The sequence below is a fragment of the Sporosarcina sp. NPDC096371 genome (assembly GCF_044762865.1).
Taxonomy (GTDB): Bacteria; Bacillota; Bacilli; order Bacillales_A; family Planococcaceae; genus Sporosarcina.
Map to the genome: position 1 here is coordinate 203,915 of NZ_JBIWFE010000001.1, position 26,105 is coordinate 230,019.

The 26,105-nt window shown below is 39.9% G+C and carries 18 protein-coding genes; 15 read left to right on the forward strand and 3 right to left on the reverse strand.

All coding sequences use genetic code 11. The features are described 5' to 3' along the window. The first annotated feature begins 180 nt into the window (after positions 1-180). The 7 genes from ACIQ0H_RS00940 (at position 181) to ACIQ0H_RS00970 (ending at position 14,182) form a co-directional block, all read left to right on the forward strand. Complete coding sequence (locus ACIQ0H_RS00940; protein WP_403409595.1) at positions 181-867, forward strand: peptidoglycan recognition protein family protein; 687 nt, start codon at positions 181-183, stop codon at positions 865-867. 842 nt (positions 868-1,709) lie between these two features. Continuing rightward, on the forward strand, positions 1,710-2,591 hold the full coding sequence (tapA, locus tag ACIQ0H_RS00945) for an amyloid fiber anchoring/assembly protein TapA (RefSeq protein WP_403409598.1): 882 nt from the start codon (positions 1,710-1,712) through the stop codon (positions 2,589-2,591). Further along, positions 2,588-3,175, forward strand: a complete 588-nt coding sequence (gene sipW, locus ACIQ0H_RS00950; protein WP_403409600.1) for a signal peptidase I SipW — start codon at positions 2,588-2,590, stop codon at positions 3,173-3,175. Before tapA ends, sipW begins: the two co-directional genes overlap by 4 nt. 174 nt (positions 3,176-3,349) lie before the next feature. Then, a complete protein-coding gene (locus ACIQ0H_RS00955; protein WP_403409603.1) occupies positions 3,350-3,934 on the forward strand; it encodes a TasA family protein in 585 nt (194 codons plus the stop codon). Between the two features lie 151 nt (positions 3,935-4,085). Next, a complete protein-coding gene (locus ACIQ0H_RS00960; protein ID WP_403409605.1) occupies positions 4,086-7,868 on the forward strand; it encodes a glycoside hydrolase family 84 protein in 3,783 nt (1,260 codons plus the stop codon). Between the two features lie 765 nt (positions 7,869-8,633). Then, positions 8,634-12,434 carry a glycosyl hydrolase family 95 catalytic domain-containing protein gene (locus ACIQ0H_RS00965; protein WP_403409609.1) on the forward strand — a complete coding sequence of 1,267 codons (3,801 nt, stop codon included), beginning with the start codon at positions 8,634-8,636 and terminating at the stop codon, positions 12,432-12,434. 170 nt (positions 12,435-12,604) lie between these two features. Next, entirely contained in the window at positions 12,605-14,182 is a 1,578-nt protein-coding gene (locus tag ACIQ0H_RS00970; protein WP_403409612.1) for an FAD-dependent oxidoreductase, read from the forward strand. A 206-nt stretch (positions 14,183-14,388) separates the two neighbouring features. On the opposite strand, the gene ACIQ0H_RS00975 is transcribed toward ACIQ0H_RS00970, so the two are convergent. Further along, complete coding sequence (locus ACIQ0H_RS00975; RefSeq protein WP_403409614.1) at positions 14,389-14,766, reverse strand: protease inhibitor I9 family protein; 378 nt, start codon at positions 14,764-14,766, stop codon at positions 14,389-14,391. A gap of 558 nt (positions 14,767-15,324) precedes the next feature. Then, positions 15,325-15,459 (reverse strand): hypothetical protein, encoded by a 135-nt coding sequence (locus ACIQ0H_RS00980; protein WP_403409617.1) that lies wholly within the window; start codon positions 15,457-15,459, stop codon positions 15,325-15,327. A 371-nt stretch (positions 15,460-15,830) separates the two neighbouring features. Between ACIQ0H_RS00980 and nikR the strand changes: the two genes are divergently transcribed. The 6 genes from nikR (at position 15,831) to ACIQ0H_RS01010 (ending at position 21,385) form a co-directional block, all read left to right on the forward strand. Further along, complete coding sequence (gene nikR, locus ACIQ0H_RS00985) at positions 15,831-16,250, forward strand: nickel-responsive transcriptional regulator NikR (RefSeq protein WP_403409620.1); 420 nt, start codon at positions 15,831-15,833, stop codon at positions 16,248-16,250. Between the two features lie 61 nt (positions 16,251-16,311). Further along, positions 16,312-17,925 (forward strand): ABC transporter substrate-binding protein, encoded by a 1,614-nt coding sequence (locus ACIQ0H_RS00990; RefSeq protein ID WP_403409623.1) that lies wholly within the window; start codon positions 16,312-16,314, stop codon positions 17,923-17,925. 13 nt (positions 17,926-17,938) lie between these two features. Further along, the gene (locus tag ACIQ0H_RS00995) at positions 17,939-18,928 is read left to right on the forward strand and encodes an ABC transporter permease (RefSeq protein WP_403412288.1); all 990 of its coding nucleotides are present in this window, start codon (positions 17,939-17,941) and stop codon (positions 18,926-18,928) included. After that, positions 18,925-19,797 (forward strand): ABC transporter permease, encoded by an 873-nt coding sequence (locus ACIQ0H_RS01000; RefSeq protein ID WP_403409626.1) that lies wholly within the window; start codon positions 18,925-18,927, stop codon positions 19,795-19,797. The genes ACIQ0H_RS00995 and ACIQ0H_RS01000 overlap by 4 nt, the downstream gene beginning before the upstream one ends. Before the next feature lie 63 nt (positions 19,798-19,860). Then, the gene (locus ACIQ0H_RS01005) at positions 19,861-20,784 is read left to right on the forward strand and encodes an ABC transporter ATP-binding protein (RefSeq protein ID WP_403409629.1); all 924 of its coding nucleotides are present in this window, start codon (positions 19,861-19,863) and stop codon (positions 20,782-20,784) included. Then, complete coding sequence (locus ACIQ0H_RS01010) at positions 20,774-21,385, forward strand: ABC transporter ATP-binding protein (protein ID WP_403409632.1); 612 nt, start codon at positions 20,774-20,776, stop codon at positions 21,383-21,385. The genes ACIQ0H_RS01005 and ACIQ0H_RS01010 overlap by 11 nt, the downstream gene beginning before the upstream one ends. A 636-nt stretch (positions 21,386-22,021) precedes the next feature. Here ACIQ0H_RS01010 and ACIQ0H_RS01015 read toward each other — a convergent pair. Then, positions 22,022-22,648: a hypothetical protein gene (locus ACIQ0H_RS01015; RefSeq protein ID WP_403409635.1), complete on the reverse strand. Its 627-nt coding sequence runs from the start codon at positions 22,646-22,648 to the stop codon at positions 22,022-22,024. 778 nt (positions 22,649-23,426) lie between these two features. Here ACIQ0H_RS01015 and ACIQ0H_RS01020 point away from each other — a divergent pair. Further along, positions 23,427-24,032 (forward strand): hypothetical protein, encoded by a 606-nt coding sequence (locus tag ACIQ0H_RS01020; protein ID WP_403409638.1) that lies wholly within the window; start codon positions 23,427-23,429, stop codon positions 24,030-24,032. A gap of 174 nt (positions 24,033-24,206) precedes the next feature. Continuing rightward, the gene (locus ACIQ0H_RS01025; protein ID WP_403409640.1) at positions 24,207-26,093 is read left to right on the forward strand and encodes an N-6 DNA methylase; all 1,887 of its coding nucleotides are present in this window, start codon (positions 24,207-24,209) and stop codon (positions 26,091-26,093) included. The last annotated feature ends 12 nt before the right edge of the window (positions 26,094-26,105 follow it).

Here is a 26,105-nt window from a genome sequence, read left to right on the forward strand (position 1 = left end):
AAAATATGTTTCGTGAATAGTATGTTTGGATCGCTTTGGATGGAATGACTACTGTACAATTATATCCCATTATTTTGTGGCATTGTCATAGGGGTTGTCTATGTTACGCCATATACTAAAAAACAAGGCCTTATTGTCTAATGAGATAATAAGGCTTTAGTTGGAAAGTAGGTGAAACGTATGACATATAGTATCATCAACAAGTATATTTCGACATCCCTCTATCCCCTCAAAGCAACCTACCCGATGACACCAGAATACGTTACTCTCCACAATACATTCAATGATGCAACGGCTCTCAATGAGATAGCTTATATGACAAGCAACAAAGATGCTACATCGTACCATGTGGCCATCGACGATCAGTACGCTGTACAAGCTATTCCTTTCAACCGTAATGGCTGGCATGCGGGGGACGGTAATGGCGATGGAAATCGCAAATCAATCGGCATTGAAATTTGCTACTCAAAGTCTGGCGGAGCGAAGTATAAGGCGGCAGAAGCAAATGCTGTTGACTATATTGCTCACTTACTCAAACAACAAGGCTGGGCAATTGATCGAGTAAAGTGGCATCGTGATTGGAGCGGGAAAAATTGTCCCCACCGGATCATTGATGAAGGTCGCATGCAGTCAGTTAGAGAGCAAATTGAGAAACGGCTGAACGAATTAAATACACCCCCAAAGGAGGAGCACAACGTGGAGGACAAAGAAAAAAATGCGCGTGCTGATAAGTCATTCCAATCGGCACAAGATTTTGTGAAGGCAAGCGGTATTTCAGATGGAACTTATCCTCGTCGACAAATTACCAGGCAAGAAGTCTGGTCCATGCTCGAACGGTTGAATCGATATTTAGACGGTAAAAAATAAATAAGCAGGTCTGTTGATTAACCATTTACTTGCATGTTTGAATGAAAAATGCAACTGCTTTGAAAGAAAAGAATAGATGACTTTCTATAGAGTTTGTAAGTGCCCGAAGATACAATTTCGGGCACTCTAGTCTACTGTACAATGCTTTCCTTTCTTACTTTTAGAAAAGAGTATGCATCTAATCAAAAGAGGAATGCACTACAATTCCTACTCCTGTGATGTCTTATAGAAAGTGATATTTCTTTAATATAAATAGAAAAAAAGCATAGATAAAGCTTCAGCCGCCAAAATTGTATCTTTGGCGGCTTTTCTTCCGGTAAGAAGCCTACTTTTCTTTCATCCTAAAAAGTTTCAGCACTTCGAGTACCTGTGCTTTAGGAGAGTGACGGATGAGGACCACCATATGATTACCGAAAAAAGTGTGTAGGGATGCGACATTGTTGCATCCCTACACACCCAAATATCTCGGTAATCGTATAGAAGTCATAGCAACTATACACGTAACTTATACGGCCAAACACTAGAGGAGACTCATCCAAAGATGGGGGTCTCCTTTAGTGCTATATTACTGAATGATGAGTGGAAAATTTGGCGTTCGGAAACTGGATCTATTCACCTATAGAAGTTTATTGGAATGCAACTTTTCTATCAATTTGAACAATTTAGATTAATATTGTGTAAACAGAAGACTATTTACTGGTTTTTTATGTTATATTACATCTGTTGTTTAGTATAGATACTCCTATATATTTGTTGCTATATCGCTTATTTCACTAGTTTCCTAAACTAGCAAGATAACGTCCGAATGGTTTTCTAAAATTTATATGTCGGGAGTGTGCTGCATGCAAAAAAGTAAATTAGAAAAGATGAAAAATATTAGGAAACATGTGTTGATGGTTAAGATTTTGGCCATCTGTTATTTTAGTTACTTTGCAGTTATTTATTTAACCTCATATACTGAAGCTCAATTTACAAATGCACGTGTGGACGAGCAAGTAATCCAGGCAGGTGAGTGGTGGGACGGGAGCTCCTTAGTATTTAACAGTACTGAAAATCAACTGATCAATCAATGTGAACCAGTGGAACTGGCAGTAGAAATTAAAAACGATTCACTATTCGCCATGTACGGTCCCTCTAAATATGAAGTGCATCAAGTATTTTTAGAAGAAGATGTCTTACTTGAAGGTAATCGTGTTTCCGATGAAGAAATGGAAATCGAGATTATTGGGGCAGGGGAAACGGCTACACTTTTATATACTGCCGATACTCCAGGAGATTATGTTTTTGTAGCCCACCAAAGACCAACATATGATAACGACGAAATTGTGCAACCAAGTGTAACAAGTGGGGTAATAACAGTCACTTGTGTAGAAGAAGAGGAAGAAGTAAGTAATGAAAGTGTTTCACCAACGGAGCCGGAAACAGACAAAGGTGAGGAACCCGGGAAGTTAATTTGTCTTAAGGAACAAAATAAGGATGGAGAGTACGGCATTCAAGGGCAAAATAAAGACAAGCGTCCGGTTCAATCCGACTGTATTCCAGAGCAGGATAAAGACGAAGATAACAAGGATTTTGAAAAAGTCCCAGAAAAAAACAAAGAGGAAGAGATGGGGGACACTCCTACGACTGGAGAGCAAGATACTAAACCCACTATAGACCAATCACAAAGTCCAGACGAAAAGGACATGGAAGAACAACCAACTGAAGGGGGACGTACAAATTGAAAGAAAAGCGTGAAGGAAAAACAATGAAACGACTGAATAATATTGCATCATTTATACTATTTACTTTATTGATAGGCGCATTGGTTCTTGTTTTTGCATCAAAAGCATCCAACGGTGAACCGAGTTTATTAGGTTATCAGCTAAAAGTCGTTTTATCTGGATCGATGGAACCTGATATTCAAACAGGCTCAATCATTGCGGTTAAGTTAGGCGGCGATATGAGTAGATTTAACAAAGGTGACGTCATTACGTTTCGTGATGAAGAAAAAAGGTTAATCACACACAGAGTTACTGAAGTGATTCAGAGTGGGGACAGTCTATCTTATCAAACAAAAGGTGATAACAATGACGGGCCGGATTTGAGTCCGGTTCTACCAAAAAATGTTACTGCTGAATATACAGGCTTCACAGTTCCTTATGTTGGTTATGCTTTAAGCTTTATGCAGTCCAAAAATGGAGCACTGGTCATCATCGGCGCAGGTTTTTTACTTCTCCTTTACTCCCTATTTACGGTAAAGAAGGCGCTATCTGGTTTTGAAATCACTCGTAAGGGGGATGAAGAAGGGAAGACTACTTCTTCATGATAGGATTCTGAGTTGTTAGAAGTGTAGGAGTGATATTTTGGAAGGGGGAATGTGGATAGGTGACAACCATTGAGTCAGGGGAAGCTTTACCAGGGTTTGTAGGGAAGTACCGTTCTAAGGGGAAAAATACACAAATCTATATGGGAAGACCATATAACACAGGGGGAATTTCTAATGAATATTAAAAAACAAGTTGGACTTGGCTTTATGTCTGCAGTACTCGGAGTAGCTTTAATTGGCGGGGGAACATATGCTTATTTTAGTGACTCGGAGGTAAGCAACAATACTTTCGCAGCAGGTACGCTTGATTTGGCACTTAATCCTTCAGAAATTATTAATGTAGATAATCTTAAACCTGGTGACACAATCACTCGCACTTTCGAACTTGAAAACAATGGAACATTAGACATTGATAAGGTACTTTTAACGACAGCTGTTAAGGTGACTGACGCAGATGGCGATAATACGGAAGACTTTGCTGAGCATATCAAAGTAGAGATGATCTATAATGCGGATAAGCTCAATGAAGTCGTTTATGAAACGACATTAGCAGAGCTACAAGCAATGACACCTGATTTGGTAGCTGAGAATAGTGACATTCCTATTTTTGGTAGCGGCCTCGAGGCGGGGGATAGTGATGACCTAATGGTGATCTTCGAATTCGTTGATAACAAAAAGGACCAAAACCAATTCCAAGGGGATTCACTACAACTAGAATGGACATTTACAGCAACACAAGGCGAGGGTGAAGAGCGATAAGGTTCTTCATCGCCCATAAGTTAGTTATCTTAATTAACTTATAGGAATGAATTTCATACGAATAAATGAGCCGAGTAATTTTGTGAAAAATTACTCGGCTCATTCTGAATATGGGGTACTAAAAAATACGAATGGGTGAAGGGGTAGTATGATGGTTAAAAAAATCAGTATTTTGGCATTAGCGGTCATGTTAGCAGTGAGTAATTTTTTAGGTTTGACAAACTTTACTGTTGAGAAGGTCAGTGCACAATCAGTAGATTCCGAGAAGAATAAGCATTATGAAATCTATCCTTTACCGCAAAATGAAAATTATTTGGGGACTGACTTTTCACTAACCGATGAAGTGAATGTCGTTCGTGAAGGAACGATTGACGAATCGACGATGAATTTTCTTACTAAAATCCTTGAATCAAAATCAATCCAAATCACGCAGTCCGAGACTGTTGTAGCGGATAAGACAAATATCATCATAGGTACAAGGAATTCAAATGAGTATGTGGATAGCTATTTCAAAGAACATATCGAGTATGATGAGGCTAATTTCAATGAAATCGATCCATATGTTCTGCGAATGGATAGTGAACTAGAGCAAAAAGGAACGATTGCTATTCTTGGTGGAGACACAGATTCGGCTTATTATGCATTGGCAAGCTTGAAGATGATTTTCGACCAATCTGCTGGTAAAGAGTTAAAATCCGTAATGTATGAGGATTATGCGGATACAAAGTGGCGCGGATTCATTGAAGGATTCTACGGATTCCCATGGTCACATGAAAATCGCAAAAGCCTCATGCAGTTCGGTGGAGAATTCAAGATGAATTCTTATATATTTGGACCTAAGGATGACAAGTATCATAACTCGGCGTGGAGAACATTATATCCAGAAGATGAGCTGGCGAAGCTTAAGGAACTCGTCGATGTTGGTCATGAGTCAAAAACACAATTTGTATGGGCCATTCATCCAGGATTTAATATGATCAACTGGAACAACTATGATGCGGAGTTAAATACGTTGTTGGCTAAACTAGATCAACTGTACGGTATTGGTGTTCGTCAGTTTGGATTATTCATGGATGATATCAGCACGGCACAATCATTAACAGATAAAGACAAGCACGTTCGGTTAATAACAGATATTGCAAATTGGATTGCAGCTAAGGGAGATGTGAAGTCACTCGTTTACACGCCTCCGTTTTACAATCAAGGATGGACTGGAGCAACGGGTAGACCATATTTGGAAGCGCTTGCTAATGTACCTGAAAATGTAGAAATCATGTGGACTGGTCGAAGCGTTGTTGGAACTGTTAATCCGCAAGATATGCAATGGCCAAAAGATGCTCATGGCAGGGATCCTTATGTATGGTTAAATTGGCCTGTGAATGATTACAAGGACTCACGATTATTGCTAGGAAAAGGTGAAGTATTACAACCTGGAACAAAGAATATTTCAGGGATTGTTTCCAATCCAATGGTACAAGCGCAGTTATCTAAAATCGCATTATTCGCAGTCGCCGATTTCACATGGAATGTCGATGACTTTAATGATAATCAGAGCTGGTTGGATTCATTTAAGTATGTCGAACCTGAAGTGGCTGCAGAACTAAATACGGTTGCATACCACCTAAGCGATCCATCGCCAAGTGGACATGGACTTGTTGTAGGTGAGTCTGAAAATATTAAAGAAGAGCTGAAACTATTTTTGGACCGATTTACGGCGGGAGAGTCAGTTGAAGAAGTCGGCAATACATTAATCGCTGAATTTGATGATGTATTAAATGCTATAAACGTTATTAGAGAAGAGAGTCAAAATGAAGAACTAGTGAAGGAAATTGAACCGTGGTTAAGAAGTTTGAAGAACGTTGCTGAGGCAGGTAAACGTGCCGTTCTATCAGCAAAATCATTGCAAAGTGGGAATGTAGATGCAGCGTGGGAGAATCTGGCCATTGCGACAAGTGAAATGGCGGAATCAAAAACACATACCATTAAAAAGCTAGCATACCCTGATGTCACAGTGGAAGCTGGAGCAAAGAGATTAGTACCTTTTGCAAATGAATTAATTACTAAATTGGATGCACAAATCTATACATCCATAGACCCGGAAGCGATTGTACCAAGTCCAATCACATCATATGGTTTACAGGCAGATTGGGGCAACATCATCGATGGAGATGACAGTACGCTTGTCTATATACAGACAAATCAAAAAAACGGAGATTGGTATGGCATTGACCTAGGGAAATCGATCAAGGTTAATGATATTCGTATCCTACAAGGTCGAAATAATACTGACCATGATATTTTCCAAAAAGGTGTGTTGGAGTATTCCGCTGATATGGAAAACTGGACGGCGATTGGTGATGAGCGATCTGGTTACCTGATTGATGTGAAAGAGTTGGCTATTGAAGCACGCTATGTTCGATATCGTTTGACACATGCTGGGGTTCCTGGTGGAAAACCAGACCTATGGACAGCAATTAGAGAGTTTACGATTAACGCGAATAGCGGGAAAACAGGGATCTATACAAATGTAGCGAAGTTGAAGGAAACGCCTGTAACGACTCAAGAAGTTACAGCATCTATTACAAACCTGACTAACGTAACATTACAACCTTCACAGTATATTGGGATTCAACTGTCCTCTATTGAACAAATCGTTGGAATTGAATTGGATAGTACTGCTACAGGTCTTACGTTGGAGTCTTCGGAAAATGGAGTGGAATGGCAAGAAGTCGCAATTGGAGGTGCTTTTCCAAATGCCGCTTATGTTAGGTTGATCAATAAAACAAAGCAATCAGTGACATTTGATTTGACTGAACTATCCATCCAGACAAGCAAGTTTCTTGATCCAGTGGTTAGTCACAACTACGGAAGTGTCTATCAAGGGAAACTGGAAGAAGTATATGATGGAAAACTAACAAACAAAGTATGGTTTGGCGGCATGCAAGATGCTGGAAAGTATGTACAAGTTGACATGGGTGGTCTTATCAATGTTGAAAATGTAGCTGTAGTCATTGGCGATGGAGAAGGAGATTATTTCAGAGAAGGGGATTTACAACTATCAAAAGACGGAAAAGTGTGGGAGACGATTCACACGTTTGCGAATCCAGGCGATAGAGCACTAAACTTCCCAGACCATGAAGTTCCATATCGTTATAAGCGCGTCCAAGTAGATAATCAGCAAGCAAGATATGTGCGACTGATTTCCACTAAAACGAACAATGTGTGGATGGCGCTTAACGAAATCATCGTGAACGAAGGCTTAGAAAAACCAGGCACAGAGAACCCAGCTCTAAAGGCAAATCCAATCGGAGATCTTGGCAATGAGGCGATTCAAGCAATTGACCATAAATTATCGACATTTTACATGCCAAAAGGGGATCCAAGTCCAGGTTACATGAACTATAAGCTATCAACTACTACGAAACTAAGCGAAGTACTTGTGTTGCAAAGTCCTGCAGTAATCTCAAACGCAGAGGTTTCTGTGAGAGATCAAAAGGGTTGGCACAATGTCGGGAAGTTATCCCAATCATTTAACGCGATTGACACGTCAGCGTACGAACATGTACTAGAAGTTAAAATCGAGTGGGGGGGCGCAGTGAAACCTCAAATCTACGAAATCATTGCTGTTAAGAAAGATGGAGACGGTGATGGTGAGGGGACACCTCCAGTAAATAATGCAGGGGATATGAAGATACTTGTTGAAAGCTTTGAGAAAGACGGAGAGTTTGAGAATGCACAAACTGCCCGTTCTTTAAAGACGCATTTGACTGCGGTAGCGCAGTACGAAAAGCAAGAAACAGCTGACAAAGTTGTTAAACACATGAAGAGCTTTAAAGTGTTATTAGATAATCAGAAGGCGAGTAAACTGATTTCTGACAAAGCTTATAACGCTTTAGTGGAAAGCGCAGCTGCAGTGATCCAAAAGTGGTCGTAACAATTTAATAGGTAATCTACTTCAAACACCCTCTTGCGCCGTAATCAGGCATTTTGCAAGGGGGTGTTTATATATGTCTGCCGGACTCTGTACGATAGACAAAAGAAAGTCCTGAAATGTGGCTTCGGGATAACAAGGAAGACACTAGGATTCGTCAATTCAGAAATAAATCAACAAAACAACAGATTAGATTGTATGATTTGCTTCAGGTAAGGGGATAGGAATTCCTTTAATACCGAGTTGTTTTACGATATGGTACCCTATTGTGCTTCTAATCTCTTTTAGTATCTGATTATCTCTTAATGATAGTGTAATAGTACATAAATTTACTAGTATAATTCTCCTGCTTTAAAGTGAAGAGTTGATACTTAACTATCAATTTGTATTATTCAGAAATAAATCAACAAAATAACAGATAAATCTGGTTGATTTATGTTATATTACATTTACTACTAGATTTTCCGCGCAGAGATGTGATTTAACAGCCTGTTTCGACACTACTAAATACCTTTTGAGAGCGTATGAATGAAAGCGCTTCCTCCATTAAAATGATAATCAATCAGCAAGATGCTATATCCTTTAATAACTGTTAGAAAGTGCTACGACAAACAAACATTTAAGGGAGGTGAAACAAATGAATAAGAAGGGAAAAACGACAATATGGACATCTAGGAACCCCTTGTGAAAAATATAACTTGTCGTAAGTGGGGATTTTTTTACGAAACTAATGCAAAGAAAATCATGATTTGAAAGGGGTCTGGCAACATGAGTACGAAAAGTTGGAAGAAGGAATTAACGACAGGAACTTCGGTCTTATTATCCATTATGCTGGTTTTCTCAATGTTTTTAAGTTTCGCATCGCCTTTATTTGGAGGGAAAGGTATGCAAGTTCAGGCAGCGGATAAATCTAACAAAGATGGTCTTGCCCCTGCGCCTGACCATGATCTGTCACTGTGGTATCGTGAGCCTGCAACGAATTGGGAAAGACAAGCATTGCCTATAGGGAACGGCCATATGGGTGGTATGGTGTTTGGTGGTGTAGGGCAAGAACATATTCAATTTAACGAAAAGACATTATGGAGTGGTGGACCAGGAGCAGATAAGAATTATGATTCCGGGATTCAAGAGGGTGCACAGCAATATGTTGACCAAATCAGAGCATTATTGCTAGCAGATAAAACGAATGAGGCAAAACAATTATTGGGCCGCATTACGGGAAATATGGGAGCTGGGGATAGTTCTTTCGGTGCTTTCCAGGCATTTGGTGATGTTTTTCTAGACTTTGATGAACTGTCAACTGTCAAAGTAACGTCAAATGTTGGAAATGCGGCTTACGGTGAAGGAATTGAAAAACTTACAGATGGGTCGAAAGATACGAAATGGTACTCAGGGGACTATGCTGCACCTTTTTGGGTTCAATGGGAATATAGTGAGGCGCAAGTGATTAGCGAATATACCTTCACATCGGGTAACGATGCGCCAGATCGCGATCCTAAAAATTGGACATTAAAAGGATCCAATGATGGTAAGGAATGGACTGTGTTAGATACAAGATCAAATGAAGCATTTGCATCTCGTAAATTAACGAAATCTTATAAATTCACAAACGATACAGCGTATAATTTTTATAAATTCGACCTCGAAAGCCGTGATGGTAAGAAGATTCAATTAGCTGAGGCTGAAATGATCGGTGCAAAGATCGAAGAAAAAACTTTTTCAAATTATCGCCGTGAGTTGGATTTAGAGGATGCGATGGCAAGAGTAACTTACATGTCAGATGATGTTCAATATAACCGTGAGTATTTTATCAGTTACCCAGATAAAGTGATGGTTATGCGTTTGACAACAAAGGATGGCAATCAGCCGTTAAACTTTGATGTCCGCGTGACGGGTGCACAGCCAGGGAATGCTGTCACTGCTGAAGGGAATAATACATTAGTGTTAAGTGGGCAAGTCCCTAGTAACAAAATGGGATACGAAGCTCAGTTGAAAGTACAAAATGAGGGCGGCGAAGTAACTGCTAGCTCGGGCAAACTTTCGGTGAAAGGAGCTCATGCTGTCACAATCTTATTAACAGCAGCTACCGATTACGAAAATAACTACCCAACCTATAAGAGCGATAGAACACCGAAAAGTATTGTTGAAGAAAACATGACAGCAGCAGCTAACAAGACATTTGAAGAGCTACGTGCTTCTCATTTGGAAGATTACAAGGAGTTATTTGATCGTGTATCACTGGATCTAGACAGTGAAACGCCTCAAATCCCTACCAATGAATTGTTGAGCAAATATAAGACAACGGCAACAGATATGGAAAAAAGAAGTCTAGAATCACTGTTCTTCCAATATGGCCGCTATTTACTGGTAGCTTCTTCCCGTGAAGGATCGCTTCCTGCCAATCTACAAGGTGTGTGGAATCAGGTAAATAACCCACCATGGAATAGTGATTACCATACAAATATTAACGTACAGATGAACTATTGGCCTTCTGAGGTTGTGAACTTAGCTGAAACAGATACTCCTTATATTGATTACATTGATTCACTAAGAGAACCAGGACGTGAAACAGCTAAAAGACATCACGGAATCGAAGGGGATGGCTGGGCTATTCACACCGTAAACAATCCATTTGGTTATACAGCACCAGGCTCGAATTTCTATTGGGGCTGGTCACCTGCAGCGAATGCATTCATGGTTCAACAAGTGTGGGATCATTATGCATTTAGTGGCGATAAAGAGTTATTAGAAGACAAAGTATACGATATTATTAAAGAAACGACACAGTTCTGGATGAAGTACCTTGTGGAATATAAAGGAGAGCTTGTTTCTTCTCCATCGTATTCACCTGAGCAAGGGGACGTGGCAATCGGAGCTTCTTATGATCAAGAATTAGTGTGGGAATTATTCACACAATATATTAAAGCAAGTGAAGTGCTGGATGTAGATGAAGAATTCCGTAATGAGGTTAGCGCGGCAAGAGACAGGCTTATGATGCCAAAGGTTGGAAGCTGGGGGCAAGTGCAAGAATGGAAAGATGATATCGATAATCCGAATGACCAGCATAGACATATTTCTCACTTAATCGGCTTATACCCGGGTACACTTATCAATAATGTGGATACACCGGAGTTGTTTAATGCGGCTAGGGTTACGCTAAATAGTCGTGGAGACGGTGGGACAGGCTGGAGTAAGGCAAACAAAATTAACCTATGGGCACGTATGCTGGATGGCAATCGCGCACATAAATTATTAGGCGAGCAATTAAAAGGTAGTACACTAGATAACTTATTTGATACGCATCCACCATTCCAAATTGATGGTAACTTTGGTGCAACGTCAGGAATTGCAGAAATGCTCTTGCAAAGTCACACAGGAAGCATTGATTTACTACCTGCTTTATCGGACGCTTGGGCTAACGGAAATGTGAAAGGACTTGTAGCTAGGGGAGGTTTCGATGTAGAAATGACTTGGGAGGCTACAATGCTACGGGAAGCGATTATCACCTCTAAACAAGGGAATACCGCGAAAGTGAAATATGAAGATTTTACACAACAAGATGCTATTAAAGTAATTCATGTAGATAGCAAGAAACCTGTTTCTTATAAAGTAGATGGAGATGTCATCACATTTGAAACGGTAGCTGGACAGCAATATAAAATTACTTCAAGCGTTGAAATTCCGTTAGAGCCGATTAAGGTCGACGATCGTGACGCACAAGTTGTTTACACAGGCACTTGGGCACCATATAGTGATTCTGGTAACTATAAAACTACGGAAACATTCAGTGAGCAACAAGGTGCTACAGCAGAATTCACATTTAAAGGTACAGCTATCAAGTTCATCAGTGCGAAGCAAAAAAATCACGGTAAACTAGATGTCTATATCGATGGTGAATTGGTTGAGGCAGATATTGATGGGTATGCCCCTTCAACGATGAAACAACAAGTTCTATATGAGAACACAGGTTTATCGAAAGGTACGCATACGATTAAGATTGTTTCAAAAGGTACGAAAAACCCTAGTGCAAGCCATTCTATTATTATGGTAGATGCATTTGAGTATCTTCCATATAACGAGACTGAACCAGGCGTTGATGTAACTGAATTGGAACAATTAATCGCACAAGCAAAAGCAATCAATAATGAAGACGGAGCGTACACAGCAGATTCTTACCAAGCATTGCAGGAAGCTATTACTGCAGCAGAATTAGCGTTGGAATCTATTAAAACAGAAGAACAGCTGGCAACGGCGATTGCGGCATTAGAAGCAGCGATTGCTGGATTAGTAGAAAATGCACTAGACGTAAATGTTGCTTCGATACAAGCACTTGTGGAGAGCTTCGAAAAAGACGGCGAATTCAAGAACGCGCAAACAGCACGTGCTTTGAAAACGCATTTGACTGCAGTCGCTCAGTACGAAAAACAAGAAGCTGCTGACAAATTAGTCAAACACATGAAGAGCTTTAAAGTGTTAATCGATCATCAGAAAGAGAGTAAACTGATTTCTGACAAAGCTTATAAAGCATTACTAGCGAGTGCTGATGCATTGATTAAAAGCTGGGAATGAAATAGTTAAATAAGGTGCGTAAGATCCCCTGTGGCAAATTTTATTTTGTCATGGGGGATTTTTAAATTGCGATGTGAGGATGAGTTCCTGTATTTCGACAATCAAATGTATATTGTCCGGTGGTGAATGGGAATCCTGTGGATATCATAGAAGCACATGGAGGAATTATATTGACTCATCAAAATCACGAGAATGGCAAGTTGCCGCGGGATCCAGAGTCCTATTGGCGAACGAATATTGACTTTCCGGAATTTCCAAGTTTAAAAGAGGATGTAGAGGTAGACGTTGTGATTGTGGGGGCTGGTATTTCGGGAATTACATCTGCTTATCTGTTAATCAATGAAGGCTTGAAAGTGGCCATCATTGAAGCGGGGAAAGTGTTAAATGGAACAACAGGGCACACAACCGCAAAAATCACCGCACAACATGATTTAATCTACGATGAATTTATTCATAACATTGGAAGAAGTAATGCACGTTTGTATTATGAAGCAAATATGGAAGCACTGAAGTTTATCAAAGAAACGGTCGAGCAACATAATATCGATTGTGAGTTTAGCATGCAAGACGCGTACATATACGCCACTACCGAGAAATTTGCACGCAAGATTGACAAGGAAGCAGAAGCCTATAAAAAGATTGGGATTGAAGGGGAGTTAGTTGATCGTATTCCGTTTGATATAGCTATCCAAAATGCACTTGTCATGAAAAATCAAGCGCAATTTCACCCTACGAAATATCTTACTCACTTAATCCAGCTAATTGTGGAAAAAGGAGGATTGATCTTTGAGAATACAACGGCAGTGAATATCGAGACAGGAGAACAACCGGTTGTTCTGACCCGGGACGGGGCTCGTGTTACCGGCAAACACGTATTAGCTTGCTCTCACTTCCCGTTCTATGAAGGATTGGGGCTATATTCTACAAGAATGTATGCGGACCGTTCGTACGCGTTAGCTGTCAAAACAAAGAAAAAGTATCCGGGCGGCATCTATATTAGTGCCGATGAACCAACGCGTTCCCTTCGATCTGTAACGATAAACGGGGAGGAAGTTGTACTAATCGTGGGTGAAAATCATAAGACGGGTCAAGGGATCGATACGATGGAGCATTACAAAGCATTGGAGGCTTTCGGGGAAGAGGTTTTTGGACTGGATGATATTATCTATCGTTGGTCAGCACAGGACCTTACCACGTTGGATAAACTGCCCTACATCGGTGAATTAACGTCCGGACAACCGAATATTCTCATTGCAACAGGTTATCGAAAATGGGGAATGACAAATGGAACCGCAGCTGCGCTGCTGTTTCGAGATATGATTGTAGGTAATCAGAATGCCTTTCAAAAGTTATTTACTCCCTCCCGTTTTTATGCACACCCAAGTTTGAAAAACTTCCTAGTGGAGAACGCAAACGTCGTGGGTCAATTAATTAAAGGAAAGCTTGATTCACCAAAAACAACACCCGAAGATTTATCGAACGGGGAAGGTGCCGTTATTACGCTGGATGGGCATCGAAAAGGTGCTTACAAAGATGATAAGGGTGAACTGCATATCGTTGATACAACCTGTACGCATATTGGATGCGAAGTGGAGTGGAACAGCGGAGATCGAACCTGGGATTGCCCGTGTCACGGCTCTAGATTTGCATATACAGGGGAAGTGATTGAAGGTCCTGCAGAAAAACCATTACAAAAATATGATTATAAAATGATGGATAACTTGACGTCGGAAGATTCCGGTTATTGACAGGTAAGGGATTGAACGAATTCTTACAAATCGGTAGGTCTTAAACCGAACAAGTAATGACTAAAGGAGTTGTTGGGGATAGTTTAGTGAGGGGCGCATGAATTTGTTCATGCGCCTATTTTATTGCCTAGGAAATTATACAATACCGAACGGTTGATAAGTTATCACGTCGAGATTTAGCATCTAGGCGCTTGCACGTTTGTTCCTTACATCTGTCCGAACGGCATTGTAGGGGGATTAAGTCGAATTTCTTTGTCAGCGTGTATTGAAGAAATTTCTGTTGACTTTAACAACCGGTTAATTTCGTTAGCGGGAAGCTCCATGGCCACGCCATTGTAGGCGATTTTAAATGATCGGGTTATCGTGTAAGGGACTGCATCTAACAATGTTTCCATTTCATTATAAAAACGTATATGGGCGTCATCTACAGCTTTTTGAGCCTGTTCTAACGATAATGTCTGTCCATTTGCTTGTGCATCTAGAACGGCTAACCTTGCTAATTTAGTTTTAAATTGGATAATGATGGACACTGTCTTTTGGCTGGTTAAATCGATTAGCGGATCAACATATATGGGTGTACTCACTGTTATCACCTCCAATTCAAACTTTGTCTTTGAATCCATTTCTATCTTAATCATATGGTAATTCGAAATGAATGTATATGAATATTGTGAATTTTTTATTGTGAAGAAGGTTACGTAATAAAAGGATAGCGATAGCACCTTTTGTTTAGTGTACGGTGAATGTCAAAGTGGCGACCTTTTATATTATAGCTCCCCTGAAAAGACGCATTCCCGAAGTAAGACGCCTTGTTTGATTAGTTATTCGATTAGTCTTGTATTACGTAATTAATAAATAATTAAGAATAATTTTCCTGCTATGAATTTAATTATCTGTATAGTAACTTGTCTTTGTTCGAATGATAAGAAGTGGATTACTTATTTCTGAACCTACAACCGACAGTTGGACTTAAGAGAGGCACCGACCTTTTTCGAATGTTGAGGGTAATAGTCTAACCTTCATGAAGATTAATGACTTTCATATCATTTTTTTATTGATACTTTGGGCAAATAACCTTATAATTTATATTTGAATGGTTTTATTGGAGCTGATTCAAAAAAACTGGAAACTTGATTTTTAAGTTAACTGGTTTTGATTGGATCCGTTTTGATGAAAAATCCGTTCGTTTTTTGTTTTCCACGCTCTGGGAACTTACCGTTTTCCCCGCAAACAAATTTCAAGTCAATCCCTGCATGGCTTTCCGCTGTACGAACCAAGAAGTCTTCTGCTTATTCACCATTGATTATCATTCATCAGGATATAAAAAAGTGTTTAACGAGTAGATTATTAGGTTTGTCGGTGCTACGATTTGACGAATTAGTAGCACGAAGAAGAGAAACTATTTGGCCGGTAATTGTTTAGTGCGACACTGAATTTTGTGTGCTGCACATCGACAATGATTGGCGGGTATGTCGATACTGATTTGGTATAAAGTGAATTGGAATCGATTTCTCGAAAAGATATGAAATTGGTTTTTCAGGAGGGCTGTAACCTTCTGATTTGTCATCCGTCACGCATAGCCGTGTTACGATTTCTTGTAAACGTGTCACTGAATTAAAAATATTAGTAAAATTAAGGTGGTTGAAGTATGCGGGATTCAACGTTAAAGAGATTTGGAATCTCAATGGAAGGGAGTTTACTTAGGAAATTTGATGATTTAGTTCAACAAAGAGGGTATGAAAATCGCTCGGAGGCCGTTCGGGATCTTGTTCGGGAGGCAATTGTTCAACAATCATGGGAAGATCAAGAGCAAATGATTGCAGGTAGTATCCTATTATTTTATGACCATCATCAACGTAATTTACTTGAAGAAATGACTAAGATTCAGCATAGTGTGCACGATGTAATCCTTGCCACAACACATTTCCATGTGACACATGACAGTTGTCTGGAACTTATTGTCGTAAAAGGAAAAGTAAAAGATGTTCGGGAACTCAGTCATAAGTTGACAAGTTTGAAAGGTGTAACGTATGGAAATTTCACAGCGGCACCGGTAGAAAAAATCTAATTTTGATTGTAAAATCCCCCTTTCTGAAGGGGAGGCTATTATTTTAGAAGGAGTGTAATACATGACAAAGAAATTGTTAGGACTCATCGTTATAGCTGCGGTATCTATTTCCCTTATGTTAGCAGGCTGTTCATCATCTAAATCTGGTGATAAAAACAAAAAAAATGAGGAGAAGCCGAAGGACGAGATTGTGTTGGCATTTGATTCTGAGCCGGCAACAGGATTCGATCCAACAACTGGTTGGGGACGTTATGGCTCACCGTTATTCCAAAGTACATTGTTGAAAAGAGATGACAAACTTAATATTGTAAACGATCTTGCAACAAGTTATGAAGTAAATGAAGAGGGCAAGGTTTGGACTGTTCATTTGCGTGATGATGTAAAGTTTTCGGATGGTCAACCATTAACAGCAAAAGATGTGGTATTTACATTTGAAACAGCAGCTAACAGTGGTTCGGTTGTCGATTTAAACGTATTGGAGAAAGTTGAAGCGGTAAACGACACGACTGTGAAATTCACATTAAAAGAAGTACAATCCACGTTTGTAAATAATCTAGTGGCAACGGGAATTGTCCCACAACATGCATATAGCGAAGATTATGCTGAAAACCCTATCGGTTCAGGTCCTTATCAGTTGATGCAATGGGACAGGGGACAACAGGTGATTGTAAAGGAAAATCCTGAGTATTATGGTAAGAAGCCGTATTTCAAAAAAGTAACCTTTGTATTCTTGAATGAGGATGCTGCATTTGCGGCTGCTCAAGCGGGCACAGTCGATCTTGCTTATATACCAGCTGCATTTAGTAATAAGAAAGTACCAGGTATGAAACTTGAAGCCGTTAAAACGGTGGACAATCGTGGAATCGCATTTCCATACGTGAAGTCAGGTGATTTTACTGAAGATGGTTTACCGATCGGTAATGACGTAACAGCCGATCCAGCCATCCGACATGCCATTGATATTGCGGTTGACCGACAAGCGTTAATTGACGGTGTGTTAGAAGGATACGGCACACCGGCCTATACATCTGTTGATGGGCTTCCTTGGTGGAATCCAGAGACGGTCATTGAAGATGGTGATTTGGACGGAGCGCGTAAAGTATTGGAAGAAGCGGGTTGGAAAGATACAGATGGTGATGGAATTCTTGAGAAAGGCTCTTTGAAAGCTGAATTCAGTCTGTACTACTTAGCGAATGACACGATCAGACAGTCTCTTGCTATTACAGTTGCAGATATGATGAAACCACTCGGCATTAACATTAAAATAGAGGGTGGAAGCTGGGATGTCATTGGCAAGAAAATGTATTCCGAGGCTGTACTTATGGGCTGGGGAAGTCACGATCCACATGAACTGTACAACATCTATGGTAGTGATAACGCTGGGGTTGAGTACTTTAATACAGGTTTCTATAAAAATGACACAGTAGATGAATACTTTAAGAAGGCCCTTCATGCGAAAAGTGAAGCAGAAGCAATCGAGTTTTGGAAAAAAGCACAATGGGATGGCACGACTGGTTTAAGTGGCAAAGGGGATTCTGCATGGGCGTGGCTGGTTAACATCGATCATTTGTATTTGGTGAAAGATGGTCTTGATATCGGAGAGCAAAGAATCCATGTACATGGACATGGTTGGCCAGCTACAGATAACATTGCCGATTGGAAATGGAGTAATTGACGTGCGAAATAGTATGAGTGTAAAGATAGGAACCTTTCTCTTGATGAAGGGTTTAAGAATGCTTACATTATTGTTTGCGATTTGTTTAATATCATTCTTATTAATAAAGAACTCCCCGATTGATCCGATTCAAGCTTATGTGGGCGCTGATATGTTAAAAGTCGGCCCTGAACAGCGAGAGAAAATCATTGAGTATTGGGGACTCGATCAACCTGTGATGGTGCAGTTTTTTAGTTGGCTTTCTGCTTTACTTGCAGGTGATTTAGGAACTTCGATGATTTTTCGCCGTCCGGTGTCTGAAATCATCGGGGAACGTTTCCTAAACTCACTGGTCTTGATGCTGGTCGCATGGGTATTGTCGGGAGTTATCGGTTTTATCATGGGCGTTGTGTCGGCCATGAAAAAGGGCACTTGGATTGATCGAATCATAAAATGGTATTGTTATACATTGGCATCGACGCCGACCTTTTGGATGGGGCTCCTCGTGCTGATAGTTTTCGCTGTGTGGCTAGGTTGGTTCCCAATTGGGTTGGGGGTTCCGGCAGGGGTGCTTACGGAAGATGTCACATTAGCGGATCGATTACAGCATCTTATACTCCCTGCAATGACACTAAGTATTCTTGGCGTTGCAAATGTCGCCTTACATACGCGACAGAAGCTAATCGATGTCCTTGCGAGTGATTATGTGTTGTTTGCGAGAGCGAGAGGTGAACGTGGTTTTCTCTTGTTTTGGAGACATGGCTTGCGTAATATCGCTATGCCTGCAATCACTTTACAATTTGCTGCTTTCAGTGGATTGTTTAGTGGAGCGGTTCTTGCCGAGCAGGTATTTTCGTATCCGGGTCTTGGACAAGCGACAGTAGAGGCAGGTTTAAGGGGAGACGTTCCTTTATTATTAGGATTAGTCCTTTTTAGTACGATTTTTGTTTTTGCGGGAAATTTAATTGCTGATCTAATTTACTATGTAGTAGATCCGAGAACGAGGGAGAGTCGAAAATTATGATTCCAAGCCTCAAAGTAGAAACTAAAGAAAAAAAGGTGAAACGGTTTTATTTGAATAGAAGACAGAAGACGCTTTTTACAATCGTGATTGCAACGGTTATTTTATTAAGTGTTGTAATAGGTGGTACATTGCTCGATCAAGAAAGAATTGCTACAAATCTTACTGAACGAAATTTAGCACCCTCTCTAGAGCATTTATTTGGTACAGATTGGTTGGGGAGAGATATGTTTACCCGAACGATGATGGGGCTTTCCTTAAGTATGGGCGTAGGGTTGATTGGAGCAATAGGCAGTACGTCAATTGCTCTTATCCTTGGTATGGCAGCAGCTACCATGGGGAAAATGGCAGATCGTCTGATTACATGGCTCATCGACCTGTTTCTAAGTGTGCCACACCTTGTAACACTTATTTTGATTGCCTTTACGTTGGGTGGAGGATTCAAAGGTATAGTTATAGGTCTTATGCTAACCCACTGGCCAACCCTTGCGCGGGTTATAAGAGCAGAAGTCATGCAAATTCGTTCAGCCGAATACGTTCAAATTTCTCAGCAGATGGGAAAATCTCGTTGGTGGATTGCTTTTCATCATATTTTTCCTCATATGATACCGCAACTCTTGATTGGATTCATGTTGATGTTCCCTCATGTGATCATACATGAAGCCGCAGTCACATTTTTAGGATTAGGGCTATCGCCTCATGAGCCAGCGATTGGTATTATTCTATCAGAATCCATGAAGTATTTGTCTTCAGGAATGTGGTGGCTCGCCTTTTTCCCAGGGCTTTGCTTACTAATAATCGTCCGGACATTTGAGACGATTGGGGAAAATCTTCGTGTACTGATAGATCCAATTAAAGCTAACGAGAAGTGAGATATAAAGAGGGTAGGATGATGAATTGCAAGTCGTCCTATTCCGCTAGTAAGGAGGTAACGAATGTCAATCCTTGAAGTAGAAAATTTATCGATATCTTTTAACCAATATACAGGTGGTTTAAAGCAGGAAAATGTGAATGTCATTTCAAGTTTGAATGTCACGCTTGAAGAAGGTGAAATACTGGCGGTTGTGGGAGCGAGTGGTTCAGGGAAGAGTTTGTTAGCCCATGCTATTTTAGGGATACTGCCAGACAATGCAAACATCAGTGGAACGATTAGATATGGTGGAGAAGTACTTACAGCTGCACGGCAAGCTTCGTTACGTGGTACGGAAATTGCACTTATTCCGCAATCAGTAAACTATTTAGATCCACTTATGCGTGTAGGGAATCAGGTTCGTACTTCTGCAAAAGTTGGAGATGCAATTGCAGCACAGCGCAAGGTTTTTGAACGGCTTCACTTAAAACCGATTGTTGAGAATATGTATCCATTTCAACTTTCTGGAGGTATGGCACGGAGAACCCTTTTATCCACTGCGATTGTCAGTGGCGCAAAGGTAATTATTGCGGATGAACCTACGCCAGGACTCGACCCAGTTGTTATCAAAGAAGCGTTAGAAAACTTCAGGGAATTCGCAGAAAATGGATGTGCGGTTATGCTTATCACACATGATATTGAATCCGCTTTAACGATTGCCGATAAAATTGCTGTGTTTTATGCAGGTACGACCGTAGAGGTAGCCCCTGTAGAGAACTTCACTGGTAATGGTGAAGCATTGCGACATCCCTATACTAAAGCGTTATGGAGAGCGTTGCCGCAAAATGATTTTATACCAATCCCGGGTTCACAACCCCATTCAAGTGCTTTGCCACCGGGTTGCTTATTTGCTCCACGTTGCCCAATGGCAACCTCTGAATGTGAACAAGCGCAACCGGAGATGCGTGACCTTCGGAATGGAAAGGTAAGGTGTATCCATGCAACTTGAAGCAAAAAATATCGGATTCCGGTATGGCAATGGACCTTGGTTGTTTCAAGGTGTTAATTTCACTGTAAATCCAGGGGAAATTGTTGGGCTCACCGCACCTAGTGGACGTGGTAAAACAACTTTATGTCGTATATTAGCGGGATTTGAAAAGCCTATGGAAGGAAGTATCACCGTCGATGGTTCGCCGGTGTCCGCAAGAGGTTTTCATCCTGTACAATTGGTCTTTCAGCATCCTGAAAAAGCAGTAAATCCACGTTGGAAGATGGAAAAGGCGTTGAACGAAGGAGGTAAGCCGGATCCTGAACTGCTAGAGTTATTAGGAATTGAGCAGGAATGGCTGTCTCGTTGGCCTAATGAGCTATCCGGAGGAGAATTACAACGCTTTTGTGTAGCCAGGGCATTGGGTTCTAACACGCGTTTTCTAATAGCGGATGAAATGACAACCATGCTCGACGCGATCACACAAGCTCAGATTTGGCACGCGGTTCTTGAAATCGCCCAAAAAAGAGAAATGGGAATTATCATTGTCAGCCATGAAGAGAAGCTGATGCAAAGACTTTGCCATCGAGTTGTTGAGCTAGACACTTTACAAGCGTACTGAAGCCTCGAGGTTAATATTAATGAATGGCAGGGATAAATAATACAACGTTCTACTGTGTGTAGTTGCAAAAGCCTAGTTTCACCTTGAATCATGAGGTGAAATTAGGCTTTTTTATGCTTGTTATCGAATATAAACATTCTCCTGCCGATTAAGAATAAAAACTACGGACAAATTTCGAATATTAGGTTGAAATGCAATAAAAAAGACGTCTTCCGATTCAGAAGAGCCTTGTTTGGTTCGTTAAGCGGTTGGGGTGAATTTGGAAAGCAAATTTCGTATAAATCCATACAAGGAACAGAAAATCAGTTTTAAAAGATAATATACAATAACAAAGTAAAGTGAATAGTATATCGTGGTTTTTAACGTTTCATATAAGAACGACACTATATATGTCCAAAGTGGGTCGCCGTATGACATATACGGGTCACCGTAATATTCGAACATGGAGAAATTAGATTTCGCCGCACCTCCAAGTATTACCGATGTGATTATAAACATCATGGGAACTTTATTAAGTAATGCTTTCATATCATTCAATCCTTTCATGTCCTTATTTTCATTAATATACCATGAAGTAAGTAAACGGGTAAGTCAACAATAAGAAAAGACGACGATTACTTTCCGCCGCCTTCTTCGTTACCACCCGTTGATAAACCGTTCCACTTCGGAAACCTTGTCGCCGTTCAATAGATGGGTCACGCCAAACGTTTCACCTTCGCCGCCATGATTGACTTCAATGTCAATGTCGTTCACAATCTGCTTCATATATTCAAACGCTTGTCGCGTATCATCGTCGGTTGGTTTCCATTGGTCGGAAAATGTCGTATCTTCCTTCGCTTGCCCGTTCGGGTCTAAATGTGCCGTGCGGACAAATTGGTTGTGTCCGATGTAACTTGAAAGAAGGAACAAATTCGAATGTTCTTTTTCGATTTCCTTATCCTCAACAATCAAATGTGTCGGGAATGTCCAAATGACTTGTTGCGCCTTCAAATAATATTCGAAACCCTCGTCATGATTCGCTTCCTTCAATCGAGGGTCGTCCAACGGTTCGGAAAGCATTGTGACCATTGCCGAAGCCCATTCACTGAATTCCTTGTCGTACTTTATGGTTTCGGGTGAGGACAATACCTTCGTAACTTCGACAACCGTTTCGTTCTTTACTTTGCTGCCGCTGGCCTTCGCAATTCCCGTGACTTCACGCACCCCCGCAATTGCAACGCCAACCGCAAGAACAATCGAACCGATTAATAGTTTTGATTTCATTTAATTCCCTCTCTTCTAATTTATATGAAGTATATCAATAAAATGTAATAACACATACAAAAGAACGGGAAATCCCCTGCCCATATTTGGTTATAACCCGTTTACCTTTTCGTTTTGCTGAATGAATTTCGCTTATAAAAAAACATGCCCTCTCAATACGAAGTATTATCGTAGTGAAATAACGTGCGGTTATCTGTTTCGTTTAGGAGCGGTTACCTGTACCAAGTCATCGGCACAAGTCAACGAAAACAAAAAAAGGCAAAGCGCTGATATATCAACGCTTTGCCTTTCGTATGTTCCCAGACGGACTCGAACCGCCGACCCCTACCTTGTCGATTTTGTATCCCCTAAATAAACTGGTTAAGTTGAATAAGTTGAGGTTAAATAAGTTTGATTTAATAAGGTTTTAGTGATCGGGAAATTCAATTCAGTAAAATAAGTTCGGTACAGGAAATTAATTATGCGGACAAATTGCGGACAAGAGAGTGAACAGGTGGTCTGTACTTCTCTTTTTATAAACAGCAAATAGCCTATGCTTCATTATCAACATAAAAGGGTTAAACTGATCAATAAATAGCGTGCATCAACTTAACTCCATTTGCAACAAAACAGGATTTTACGACGCATTTGGCGGAAGATGCGATACATCTAGCTGGGGGATCTGCCAATGCTATAACGGTTAATACCGGAGGAAACTACTCCTACGCTCAATTCAAACAACAAAAAATTTAAAGCAATCGCAAACAGTACAGGCAACATCACCATAAATGTAGATGGTTTGGGTGTAAAGCCAGGGCTTAAGTTTGACGGTACTCAATTAGCAGCGGGTGCCATCAAAGTAGGAAAAATTTATGATTGGTACTATGATACTGCAAGTGGTGGACGTTTTTTCTTAATAGCTAAAGCATCGGGAACTGCCGTTGTTGGGGATGTTTTAGCAGGAAAACCTTTCATCAACGATGACGGAGAGTTCGTAGGAGCAATGGCAAATAGAGGAAATGTAGGCGCGTATGAATTAACCTCACAAAATCAAACATATACCATTCCCGCAGGCTACCACAACGGTTCTGGTACAGTGCGAGCAATTTACCCCTCGAGAAGAGTAGCATCAGGAAGTGTTTCAATTGGTGCTTCTGAAATAATGGAGATAATTAATTTAGCTTTTGGTCCTACTAGGGTGAATATATGGTCGAACAATGTGACCACTGGATTTGGTAGAGCATGGGCTGTGTTTAATTTTGAAACAAAAAGACTAGGAGCACCGAAAATTTTTCAAACTCATGTCGGTTACAACGTTAGTCGGGATTCTATAGCTTCCCAGTTTAAATCAGCAGTCGACCAACCTAGCAACGTAGACATCGCTATTATTCTGAATCCGTCATAAAGTTAATGAAAAATGTTTACAATAAGACTAACATGTAAAGTTAGTACAGAAATACTAACTAAAATTTATTGACTTACTTAAAAATTTGTGTTAAATTAAGTTTAAGCAACAGATTAAATTTTTTTAAGCACAATAAATTAGTAACGAGTTACTAACTAAGCAGGAGGATTTACTGTGAAAGAAGAAAGTACTAATAATATGTTTGATTTGTTAGGTTCGGTATTAAATTCTGATGATCAACTAGAGATGGTAGCAATAGGTGCTTTACTAAATTATTTACAAGAAAAACCTGATTACTCATCCGAATTTAATATGGCTACATTGTTGAGGGCAGGCGAAGGTATTACTATTGAAATACGAAAGCTCTTTAAAGAACTGGAAAATGAAATTCCTTATTTCTCAGGAGTTCTAAAAGAGTTGGATGTAATCAATAAAATTAATTCAGCACAATTGACACGGATTCTTTACGAATTTAATTCTATTGCCAGTGAAAAAATAAATTATGGTGAATGGTTTGATAGTGCAATAAAGCTTGTTAATCAACAAGCTGGAAAAAATAATGGCTATCATAATCATTCTACTCCTGAATCAGTAAATAAGTTGGCTATCTCCATCCTGTCCCCTTTGTATGGATCATTTAATGATAGCGTTGCAGGGTTTGGGGGAGGGTTGTTAGAAGCTAGACGATTCGCTGAAAATCATGGGAAGTCAATAAGGTTATTTGGTCAAGAACTAAATTCCAAAGTATGGGCTATAGCGAAGATAAGATTATTTATATCTGGAATTGAGGAAGCTCAATTTGTTAAAGGCGATGTTTTTGAAAAACCTGGTTTTACTCAAGGTGATAAACTTCAAAAATTTGATAACGTGTATATGGAAGCACCATTTAATTTAGCGATAAAAAATTACGATTTTTTGAAAAATGATCCCTATAACCGTTTCTTTTATGGGGTACCTCCAAAAAGAAGTGCAGATATGGCTTTCATATCTCAAGCACTTGCATCAACTGGAGAAGACGGAAAAGCAATTGTCGTGACAACTGAAGGGGCTTTATTTAGAGGAGGAGCAGAAGGTACCATACGGAAAAACATCATTGTTTCAGACTTAATCGAAGCCGTGATTTCATTACCGTCCGGGCTTCATGAACATACTGCTATTTCAATTAATCTTGTGCTATTCAATAAAAACAAAGACTCATCAAGAAAAAATAAGATTCTCCTAGTAAAAGCAGAGGATTGTTTTACCGAAACTGGCCGATCGAAGAGAATTATTTCGGAAACAGATATTCAAAAAATTGTTAAAGTAGTTCATAACGGAGAAGAAATTAGTGAATTTAGCACTTTTATAGAAACAAAGGATATTCAAGATGACTGCTTACTGCCTAGTAGATACTTACTACCTAGTGAGTTTAATGTCGCGGGTTTTGGAAAAGTTACATTCGCATTAGATGCTTTAAAAAAAGTCGATACAAAGCCCTTAAAAGATATGGCAGGTTTCTTTAGAGGCTTCAATGTAGGATCGAAAAACTTGGAAAGTGAAGATGGTGAATATCGAATTGTAAAATTGTCCGATGTCCAAGATGGAAAATTACTCTTGAATCAAATATCTAGGTACACAATTGAAAATAATGCAAAAATAGAGATGTATGTTCTCCGGAAAGGAGATTTAATTCTGTCAATTAGGGGTCAGACGTTGAAAGTTGCTATCATACCCGAAAATGATAATAAGTTACTACTTTCTCAAAATTTTCTAGGTATACGATGCGGAAATAATATCAATCCAGAGTTTCTAAAGCTTTATTTAGAAAGTCCAGTTGGCCAATATTTACTGACTAATATGATGTCTGGAACTGCGATTGCAACTTTAAGTAGAAATGACGTTGAAACACTTGGGATACCGCTATTAGCATTAGAAGAACAAAAAGAAATAATGAACATGTATACATCGAAAGAAAATACAATAGAACAAAAAATTGAAGAATTGAAACAAGAGCTATATGAAATGAAATTACACTCATATAGCAAAATGGGGCTCAGGGAGGTGTTCACTATTAAGGAGTAAAAACTGAGGTGA